This window comes from Arthrobacter sp. NQ4 (assembly GCF_029077345.1).
Taxonomy (GTDB): Bacteria; Actinomycetota; Actinomycetes; order Actinomycetales; family Micrococcaceae; genus Arthrobacter.
The window spans coordinates 21,958-28,942 of the sequence record NZ_JARETC010000022.1 but is presented as its reverse complement, the minus strand read 5'-3'; the positions used below and the strand labels follow the sequence as shown (position 1 = coordinate 28,942).

The following is a 6,985-nucleotide window of genomic DNA, read 5'->3' as shown; positions in this document are numbered from 1 at the left end:
ATCGCTCCGGAGCAACTTTTCAAACTTACCCGATCCCCGCCTCCGAAGCAAATCCATCTTTCAGGATTCCCATCGAATTGAAGACCGCCCCATACCGATTTCCAGCGCCCTAAAGAGCAACCAGATTTTGGCTTTGATTTGGGGGGTTTGGCCGCCCGGTGAACAGTTCTTCACTGTCTCCCCCGCGGCGACTTAGAAAACAATACACGCACTCCGGTCCCATCGCAAACCGGCCCTTCGGAGGCCGGAAATCCCCGGTATTCCGCGGCGAAACCCGGGGTGGATCGCCTGCGCAACCTGCCGTCGTCGTCATTCTGCCGCTGTGTGCTGCCGCACAGGTGTTTCCTGGCAGGCCCGGCCGCTGAGCAAGCAATGGGTTAAACGCAGAAGGGCCGGCAACCCTAAGGTTGCCGGCCCTTCTCAAGCAGCTGGAATCAGCGGTGCTGGATTACCAGGAAGACTTGGTGATGCCCGGGAGCTCACCGCGGTGAGCCATATCGCGGAAGCGAACACGGGAGATACCGAACTTCTGGAAGGTGCCACGGGGGCGGCCGTCGATGATGTCGCGGTTGCGCAGACGGATCGGGGACGCGTTGCGGGGCAGCTTCTGCAGGCCCAGGCGGGCTGCTTCGCGTGCTTCGTCGGTTGCGTTTTCGTCAACCAGGGTCTTCTTCAGTTCGAGGCGCTTGGCAGCGTAACGCTCAACGATGACCTTGCGCTGCTCGTTGCGAGCAATCTTTGACTTCTTAGCCATGTTTAGCGCTCCTCTCGGAATTCGACGTGCTGGCGGATCTTGGGGTCGTACTTCTTCAGGACCATGCGGTCCGGGTCGTTACGACGGTTCTTGCGGGTTACGTAGGTGTAACCCGTGCCCGCGGTCGACTTGAGCTTGATGATCGGACGTACGTCCTTGTCCTTAGCCACTAGAGCTTCACCCCACGAGCCAGAATGTCGGCGACGACTGCGTCGATACCGCGCACGTCGATGGTCTTGATGCCACGTGCAGAAACCTGCAGCGTGACGTTACGGCGCAGGGACGGAACCCAGTAGCGCTTCTTCTGGATGTTCGGATCGAACCGACGCTTGTTGCGGCGGTGCGAGTGCGAAATGCTGTGCCCAAAGCCCGGCTCGGCCCCGGTCACTTGGCAGTGTGCTGCCATGACTTCTCCTCAAGAATTGAAAGTAATGATCCGCATATCTGCTGCTGGACCATGCTGCCAAGTGCGACCCACAGAATGTACGGGCAACGGTTAGTTACGCAACTTGAGCCCCTAACTACCGGCCACCCTGGAGAAAATTACCGGGCAACCGGAGCAATTGCGCACGCTCCGCGCACTTAGCGCCTACCAAGTCTACGAGTTGACGCAATTAAAGACCAATCGGGTGTATAAGGGCTTGCCCCTGTTGAAAGGTCACAGCCGCCGCTGGCCCCTTTTCACAGCAGGGACATAGCTTCCCCAAGCATGTTTGATGCATGAACACACAGCTCCTGCCGGCATCACCGGCCGCAAGCAGCTCCGGCCGCCCGGAGCTCTCACCACCGAAGATACCCGCCCGCGGCTGGTTCGCCCGCCAGTACCGCCGGCGCATGCTGCGGACGGACCTCCTGACCGTCATTGCATGGGCATCCGTGGCTGCCGCCATCGCCTTGTGGCTGGCAGACGGCGGGGCCACCAACATCACCTCGCCCGCCTCGCTGTTCACGGCGGCGGGGATCGTGGCCGGCCTGGCGGGCATGGACCTGGTCCTGCTGATGCTGCTCCTGGCCGCGAGGATCCCGTTCATCGACCGCACCATCGGCCACGACCGGGCCCTGGAATTCCACGGCAAACTGGGCAAGCCCTCCCTTTACCTCCTGTTGGCACACGGCCTCCTGCTGGTCATCGGGTACGGCATGGCGGAGGGACTGGACCCGGTCAGCGAATCCATCAACCTGTGGGTGCAGGTCCCCGACATGTGGCTGGCGTTCGTCTCCATGGCCCTGTTCATCGCCGTCGTGGTGACGTCCCTGGTGGCTGTGCGCCGGCGCTTCCCGTACGAGTTCTGGTACGTGGTCCACCTGCTGACCTATGCCGCGGTGGCAACGTCAATCCCGCACCAGTTCAGCGTGGGCGGCCTCTTTGCGGCCGGCACCTGGCAGCGGTGGTACTGGCTCGCCATCTGCATCTACACCGGCTCGGCCCTGGTGTACTTCCGCATCCTTGAGCCGGTTCTGGCCACCGCGCGCCACCAACTGACGGTGGCCCGCGTGGAGGCCGTGGCTCCCGGCGTGGTGAACATCGTCATGCGGGGACGGAAGCTGGACCAGCTGGCGGGGACGGGCGGACGCTTCTTCATCTGGCGCTTCCTGGCTCCGGGCATGTGGTGGCACCCCCACCCGTTCAGCCTGTCCGCGGAGCCGGTGGTCAACGGCCGGGACGGCCAGGGGACGCTGCGGGTCACCGTCCGGAACCTCGGCGACGGCTCCGCCCAGCTGCTCCGGCTGCGGAAGGGCACCAAGGTGGCCCTGGAGGGTCCCTACGGATTGCTCAGCACGGCAGCCCGGACGAAGAACAAGGTGGTGATGATCGGCGCCGGCATCGGCATCACTCCCCTGCGCGCGCTGCTGGAGACCACCCCGTTCGCTCCGGGCGAGGGCACGGTCCTGCTCCGCGGCCACACTGACAAGGAGCTTTACCTGGGCAACGAAATCCTTGACCTCTGCCAGGCGCGCGGGGCCCGGCTCTTCCACCTCACCGGGCCGCGGGGCCCTCGGCGGTCCACCTGGCTTCCCGAGGACTCGGTGCGCAACGGCTACAGCCTTACCTCCTATGTGCCGGACATCAGGGATGCGGACGTCTACGTCTGCGGCCCGGCGGCGTGGGCGGCCAATGTCATTGCGGATGCCGGGAAAGCCGGCGTCCCCGAGGAACAGATCCATCACGAAAGGTTTGACTGGTGAAAATTCGCGGAACAGTCGCAGCAGCTTTGGTCTCCGCCGGGATCCTCCTGGCGGGCTGGCAGACAGGCACGCAGGCCGGCGGCATCAGCACCGTCGCTTCGAGTACGACGGCGACCGGCACCACGGGTGCAACAGGCACCGGGTCCACGGGTGCAACAGGCACCGGGTCCACGGGGACGGGGTCGTCCGGGTCATCGGGGTCCTCCAGCTCGTCGGGCACCACAGGTTCCTCCGGGTCCGCAAGCTCCGGGTCCTCCAGTTCGTCCAATTCCTCCGCGTCCGGCACCTACAAGGGAAACACCGTCCAGACCCGGTTTGGCCCCGTGCAGGTCCAGATCACGGTGGCGAACGGGAAGATCACGGATGTCACGGCGCTGCAGCTGACCAATACGGACGGCAAATCCATCCAGATCAGCAACCGCGCGGCACCCCTGCTCCGCAGCAAGGTCCTGGCGGCGCAGTCTGCCAATGTCCAGACCGTCAGCGGCGCCACCATCACCAGCGACGCCTACCTCACCTCACTCCAGGCAGCCCTCGATGCAGCAAACCTCTAACCCCCTGCCCGCCACGGCAGGCACCACCCTGAAGGCCCGCACCTTTGACTGCATGGGAACGGTCATCGGCCTGACACTGCCGGTGGGCTCCCCCGCGGAAGGGCAGCCGGGGCTCGACGAGCTCGCAGCCGCCACCGCCGTCGTCGAACTTCTTTTCCGGGACCTGGACGAAACCTTCAGCCTGTACCGGCCCGATTCGGAAGCAGGCAGGCTGGCCCGAGGTGAGCTGAAGCTGCCCCAGGCCTCGGCCCGGATGCGCGAGCGGTACGCCGAGGCGCATGAATGGCGCCTGCGCACGGAGGGCGCGTTCACCCCCGAAAGGCCCGACGGCGTGCTGGACCTGTCCGGGATTATCAAGGGCCACGCAATCCGGGAGGCGGGAACCTCGCTCCTGGCCTTGGGGCGGCGCGATTGGTGCCTCAATGCAGGTGGCGATGTGCTGGTCAGCGGCTCACCTACGCCCGGCAGCGGTGAAGCCTGGAAGGCCGGAATCGTGGACCCTGCCGACCGACTGACCCTCATCACCGGCTATCCGCTGGGCGGCAACAGCCGGCACAGCGCGATGGCCACCTCCGGCTCCGCTGAACGCGGCGAGCACATCTGGCGGGTGGGAAGCGGGGCCGGTGACGACGGGTTTGTCCAGGTCACCGTTGCCGCCGGGGATATTGTCACCGCCGACGTCCTGGCCACGGCGATCGTTGCCGGCGGGACACGGATGCTGGACCGTGCCGCGGACAACTGGGACGTTGCCGTGCTGGCCATCCGCGCGGACGGCTCGATCCTGGCGACTCCGGCGTTCCAGCCGGGGTAGGAGAGGCGCAGCCAGGACCCGCGCTACAGCCGCGTGAGCTGGGGGTACTTGGCCTGCAGGTTGTCCCCGGAGGATTTCCCGGTGACACGGCGGACCACCCACGGCGCCGCGTATTCGCGGAACCACTGGGCGTTGGCACGGATGGCGTCGGCCCCGCTCAGTTCCGGCACCGGAGTCATGGGCGGGACGTCAATGGAGTGGTCATATTTGAGGACCTCAAGCACGCGCTTGGCCATGTTCGCGTGGCCGGCGGCGGACATATGCATCCGGTCGTGGGCCCACATGCCCCAGTCGTAGTACTCGCTGAAGCGCCAGTAGTCCACCAGCAGGGCGCCGTGGTCCCCGGCGATCCCGCGGACCAGTTCGTTGTAAATGGCAGTGCGGCCCCGCATGGTGCCGAACACTTTCGAACCCCGGGCGTCGAAACCCGTGAACATCACCACGGTGGCGCCGGTGGCAGCGAGCTTCGCCACGGCGTCGTTGTATTCCACGAGGAGATCATCGATGTCCACGCGCGGGCGGAGGATGTCATTGGCGCCGGCGTAGATGCTCACCAGGGTGGGGTTGAGCTCGACGGCGGCGTCCACCTGCTCAGCCAGGATTTGGCGGAGCTTCCTGCCACGGATGGCCAGGTTGGCATAGCCGAAGTCCGGGTCCGCGGCGCAGAGCTGTTCCGCCACACGGTCGGCCCATCCGCGGACACCGTTGGGACGTGCCGGGTCGTCGTCACCGACGCCTTCGGTGAAAGAGTCGCCGAGTGCCACAAACCGGGAAGTGAAATCCATGCGGTTAGTTTGCCACCCGTTGCTGGAAGCAACCAATCGCCCGGGTGCTCCCAGGTCAGGCCTGGGTTTCGCGCAGGATCCAGTGGTCCGAATCCAGGCGTCCCACCACTTTTTCACCGATCCGCGCCAGGTCCAGCACGTCCTGTTCAGTCAGGGCATCGAGGAACAGGTCACGGACGTCCTCAACATGCGCCGGGGCCAGGCCGACAATCGTGGCCATGCCTTCCTCGGTGAGGTGCGCCGTGGTCACCCTGGCGTCGTGGGGGTGCGGGCGGCGTTCCACCCAGCCGCGCTTCTGAAGTTTGGTCACCACGTGTGAGAGGCGGGACAGGGAGGCGCTGGTGCGGGCTGCGAGCTCGCTCATGGGCAGGAACCGGTCCTCGGCTTCGGACAGCATGGCCAGGACGGTGTAATCGAACAGGGACAGTTTTCCCGCGGCGTGCAGCTTGGTGTCCAGGGCGGCAGGCAGCAGCGTATTGATGCTTACCAGCGCCAGCCAGGCGCGGCGTTCGTCAGCGTTGAGCCAGCGGGGTTCGGTCATGTTCCCTATTCTACGATTGATCCTTCAAGTAGCTGGTGCGGCGCCGGTAGGCTTGCCCCATGTATGTTGTCTCCCTCACCTACCGCGTGCCCCAGGAGATCGTCGACTTCCACAACGACGCCCACATTGCCTGGCTGCAAAAGGCGTTCGACGACGGCGTGTTCATCGCCGCCGGCCGCAAGATCCCGCGCACCGGTGGCCTGCTGCTGTCGCAGGCCGAACGGGAAACCCTGGACGCGAGCCTGGCGCAGGATCCGTTCTACACCAACGGGGTTGCCGACTTCGAAGTCATGGAGTTCCACGCCGGCCGGGTGGCCCCGGGCTACGAAATCCTGCTGGACACCCCTCCCCAGCCCGCGTCCTAGGGCGTGCCGGCGCCGTAAGGTGTGCTGCCGCCGTCGGCCGTTCCCGCGGCGAGCTTCTTCAACCCGCCCTTCCGTGGAACCTTCACCGGCTGGGGCCAGCGCGGGGTGAGGGTGTCCCCCAGCGTGACGCCGCGGAGCTTGCGGCCGAAGAGCGGCAGGACCCAGTCGTGGACCCAGCGCCGCTGGCGCCGCTCCCACTCGCGCAGGCCGGGCCGGGCGGGTGGTTCCCAGTCCCTGGACTTGATCTTGTGCGGCACGCCCAGCTGGTCCAGCACCTGCCCGGCAAGGTATTTGTGCCCGGCTTTGGACATGTGAAGCCGGTCCGAGTCCCACATCCGCCGGTCGTGGAAGGCGTCCAGGCACCAGTAGTCCACCAGCACGGCCCCGTATTTATCCGCGATGTCCCGGACCCGCTGGTTGTAATAGGTGTTGCGCTTCTTCAGTGGCTCCAGCAGAGCGGACACCTTGACGTCGAACCCCGTGAAGAGGACCAGCGTGGCCCCGGTACCGGCCAGCCGGGCCACCAGCTGTTCGTAGTCCGCCATGAGCGCCGGCATGTCGGTCTTCAGGTCCAGGATGTCGTTGCCGCCGGCGTAGAGCGTGACAAGCGTTGGCCGCATCCGCAGCGCCGGTTCCAGCTGCTCGTCGACGATGTGCCGCAGCCGCTTGCTCCTGATGGCCAGGTTGGCATATTTCCACCCTGGCTGCGCCTTGGCGAGTTTCTCGGCCACCCGGTCGGCCCACCCCCGCACCCCGTTGGGCAGCCGCTCATCCCGATCCCCCACCCCTTCGGTAAAGGAATCCCCAAGGGCAACAAACACCCGCCGCCCGGAGTCAGGAAGCAAGGGATCAGAGGGCACAGCCACGAAAGTACCGGGACAAGTCAAAGGAATCACGACGCCGGGATGAACAGTAAGTGATGGGGCGTCCCGGAAATGCTGGCAGGATCTGATGGGGCGTCCCGGAAATACCGGCAGGATCTGATGGG

At 65.5% G+C, this 6,985-nt stretch carries 10 protein-coding genes; 4 read left to right on the top strand and 6 right to left on the bottom strand.

All coding sequences use genetic code 11. From position 1 onward, the window contains the following. Positions 1-448: 448 nt before the first annotated feature. Genes rpsN through rpmB form a run of 3 tightly spaced genes read right to left on the bottom strand, consistent with a single transcriptional unit; the run spans position 449 to position 1,160 of the window. Entirely contained in the window at positions 449-754 is a 306-nt protein-coding gene (gene rpsN, locus PUN51_RS20455) for a 30S ribosomal protein S14 (RefSeq protein ID WP_015938870.1), read from the bottom strand. Between the two features lie 2 nt (positions 755-756). Further along, entirely contained in the window at positions 757-924 is a 168-nt protein-coding gene (rpmG, locus tag PUN51_RS20450; protein ID WP_013602737.1) for a 50S ribosomal protein L33, read from the bottom strand. After that, the gene (gene rpmB / locus PUN51_RS20445) at positions 924-1,160 is read right to left on the bottom strand and encodes a 50S ribosomal protein L28 (RefSeq protein ID WP_018763944.1); all 237 of its coding nucleotides are present in this window, start codon (positions 1,158-1,160) and stop codon (positions 924-926) included. Before rpmB ends, rpmG begins: the two co-directional genes overlap by 1 nt. A gap of 314 nt (positions 1,161-1,474) precedes the next feature. Here rpmB and PUN51_RS20440 point away from each other — a divergent pair, with 314 nt between their 5' ends. Genes PUN51_RS20440 through PUN51_RS20430 form a run of 3 tightly spaced genes read left to right on the top strand, consistent with a single transcriptional unit; the run spans position 1,475 to position 4,306 of the window. Continuing rightward, a complete protein-coding gene (locus tag PUN51_RS20440; protein WP_159629773.1) occupies positions 1,475-2,941 on the top strand; it encodes a ferredoxin reductase family protein in 1,467 nt (488 codons plus the stop codon). Beyond that, positions 2,938-3,495: an FMN-binding protein gene (locus tag PUN51_RS20435; RefSeq protein WP_275182355.1), complete on the top strand. Its 558-nt coding sequence runs from the start codon at positions 2,938-2,940 to the stop codon at positions 3,493-3,495. Before PUN51_RS20440 ends, PUN51_RS20435 begins: the two co-directional genes overlap by 4 nt. After that, positions 3,479-4,306 carry an FAD:protein FMN transferase gene (locus PUN51_RS20430; protein ID WP_159629769.1) on the top strand — a complete coding sequence of 276 codons (828 nt, stop codon included), beginning with the start codon at positions 3,479-3,481 and terminating at the stop codon, positions 4,304-4,306. The genes PUN51_RS20435 and PUN51_RS20430 overlap by 17 nt, the downstream gene beginning before the upstream one ends. Before the next feature lie 23 nt (positions 4,307-4,329). Here PUN51_RS20430 and PUN51_RS20425 read toward each other — a convergent pair whose 3' ends face one another. After that, entirely contained in the window at positions 4,330-5,091 is a 762-nt protein-coding gene (locus tag PUN51_RS20425) for an SGNH/GDSL hydrolase family protein (protein WP_159629767.1), read from the bottom strand. Positions 5,092-5,146: 55 nt separating this feature from the next. Next, positions 5,147-5,632: a MarR family winged helix-turn-helix transcriptional regulator gene (locus tag PUN51_RS20420; RefSeq protein WP_159629765.1), complete on the bottom strand. Its 486-nt coding sequence runs from the start codon at positions 5,630-5,632 to the stop codon at positions 5,147-5,149. Between the two features lie 59 nt (positions 5,633-5,691). Here PUN51_RS20420 and PUN51_RS20415 point away from each other — a divergent pair, with 59 nt between their 5' ends. Beyond that, a complete protein-coding gene (locus tag PUN51_RS20415) occupies positions 5,692-5,997 on the top strand; it encodes a YciI family protein (protein WP_275182352.1) in 306 nt (101 codons plus the stop codon). On the opposite strand, the gene PUN51_RS20410 is transcribed toward PUN51_RS20415, so the two are convergent. Next, positions 5,994-6,857 carry an SGNH/GDSL hydrolase family protein gene (locus PUN51_RS20410; protein ID WP_275182351.1) on the bottom strand — a complete coding sequence of 288 codons (864 nt, stop codon included), beginning with the start codon at positions 6,855-6,857 and terminating at the stop codon, positions 5,994-5,996. The genes PUN51_RS20415 and PUN51_RS20410 overlap by 4 nt on opposite strands. Positions 6,858-6,985: the final 128 nt, after the last annotated feature.

Bases quoted from the DNA above. Each gene is read 5' to 3' on its own strand.
- rpsN (WP_015938870.1), bottom strand. From the start codon at position 754: ATGGCTAAGAAGTCAAAGATTGCTCGCAACGAGCAGCGCAAGGTCATC.
- PUN51_RS20440 (WP_159629773.1), top strand. From the start codon at position 1,475: ATGAACACACAGCTCCTGCCGGCATCACCGGCCGCAAGCAGCTCCGGC.
- rpmB (WP_018763944.1), bottom strand. From the start codon at position 1,160: ATGGCAGCACACTGCCAAGTGACCGGGGCCGAGCCGGGCTTTGGGCAC.
- PUN51_RS20425 (WP_159629767.1), bottom strand. From the start codon at position 5,091: ATGGATTTCACTTCCCGGTTTGTGGCACTCGGCGACTCTTTCACCGAA.
- PUN51_RS20415 (WP_275182352.1), top strand. From the start codon at position 5,692: ATGTATGTTGTCTCCCTCACCTACCGCGTGCCCCAGGAGATCGTCGAC.
- PUN51_RS20430 (WP_159629769.1), top strand. From the start codon at position 3,479: ATGCAGCAAACCTCTAACCCCCTGCCCGCCACGGCAGGCACCACCCTG.
- PUN51_RS20420 (WP_159629765.1), bottom strand. From the start codon at position 5,632: ATGACCGAACCCCGCTGGCTCAACGCTGACGAACGCCGCGCCTGGCTG.